Origin of the sequence: Burkholderia sp. E168m23 (assembly GCF_016586125.1) — a bacterium.
GTDB lineage: Bacteria > Pseudomonadota > Gammaproteobacteria > Burkholderiales > Burkholderiaceae > Burkholderia > Burkholderia orbicola.
The window spans coordinates 1-1,494 of record NZ_BCPP01001298.1 but is presented as its reverse complement, the minus strand read 5'-3'; the positions used below and the strand labels follow the sequence as shown (position 1 = coordinate 1,494).

Annotated in this window: 1 protein-coding gene; it reads left to right on the top strand. The window is 66.7% G+C overall.

The window, feature by feature from the left end; genetic code table 11:
* A partial coding sequence (locus JMF90_RS36720; RefSeq protein ID WP_374104334.1) for a YadA family autotransporter adhesin occupies positions 1–1,494 on the top strand: 1,494 nt, incomplete at both ends.

Here is a 1,494-nt window from a genome sequence, read left to right as displayed (position 1 = left end):
ACGGCACCGAAGTATCACGTCGGCGACAAGACCTACGGTAACGTCGGCGACGCGATCGCGGCTGCAGCGGCAAGCGGCGGCGGTGGCGGTATGGATCCGAACGCGGTTGCGTACGACGATGCGGCGAAGAGCACGGTCACGCTGGCTGGCGAGAAAGGCACGACGCTGAAGAACGTTGCGGCCGGCGCGGTGAATGCGAAGAGCACGGAAGCGGTGAACGGCTCGCAACTGTATGGTGCGTCGCAGAGCATGGCCACAGCGCTCGGCGGCGGCTCGCAGGCAGGCGCCGACGGCACAATCTCCGCGCCCAGCTACTCGCTCGCGGGCGGCACGACGACGGTGAACAGTGTCGGTGCGGCGATCGGCAATCTCGACGGGCGGGTGACGGCCAACACGGGCGACATCTCGACCCTGAAGGATACGATCGCGAACAGCGGTCTGATCGATCCGGAAACCGGGCACGCGGTCACAGCGGTGCGCTACGATCGCAACGAAGACGGTTCGGCGAATCGTGCGTCGGTCACGCTCGGGGATGCCGGTACAGCGGTTGGCCTGCACAACGTGGCGGCCGGAGCGGTAAGCGCGACGAGCACCGATGCGGTGAACGGATCGCAACTGCATGGCATGGCCACAAGCGTCGCGAATGCGATCGGGGGCGACACGACCGTCGATGAAAACGGGCAGGTTGCGGTCAATTCGCTCGAAGTGGGCGGTCACAAGTACGCGACCGTCTCGCAGGCGGTGCAGGCGGCCGCGGCGTATGGCGCCACCGATTCGCTGGCAGTGCGCTATGACGTCGACTCGCACGGCAACCCGAACTACGGTTCGGTGACGCTGGGCGGCCCTGCGGCGGCGCCAGTGATGCTGACCAACGTTGCAGATGGCAAGAGCCAGTACGACGCAGTGAACTACGGCCAGCTGTCGTCGCTGAAGACCGACTTTGAAAACCGCCTCGACACGATGGACGATCGCGTCAGCAAGATCGAAACCACCGGCGGTTCGGGCGGCGACTCGCGCCGTACGGTCGGCAACGATCTGATCAGCGGTTCGGGCGAAGCGGGCCAGGCGGTGACGGCGGCCCAATCCGGCAACGGCAGCAACAACGTCGCGATGGGTTCGGGCTCGACGATCAACGACGATGCCGGCAACGCCACGGCAGTCGGCGCGAACGCGACGGTGCGCGCCGCGGGCGGCACGGCGATTGGCGCGGGTGCTGATGCACACGCGGCCAATAGCACCGCGATCGGCCAGGACTCGTCGGCTCACGGCGAGAACAGCGCGGCGATCGGTCAGGGTGCGAAGGCACGCGGCGACAACAGCGTTGCGATTGGTGCGGGCTCCGTCGCGAACGAGGACAACACGGTCTCGTTTGGTGACGGCTCCGACCAGGGCAAGCGCCGGATCGTCAATATCGCGGATGGCGTGAATGCGTCGGATGCGGCGACCAAGGGGCAGCTCGACCGGGCGGTTGGCGGGCTGCAAGGTCAGATCAAC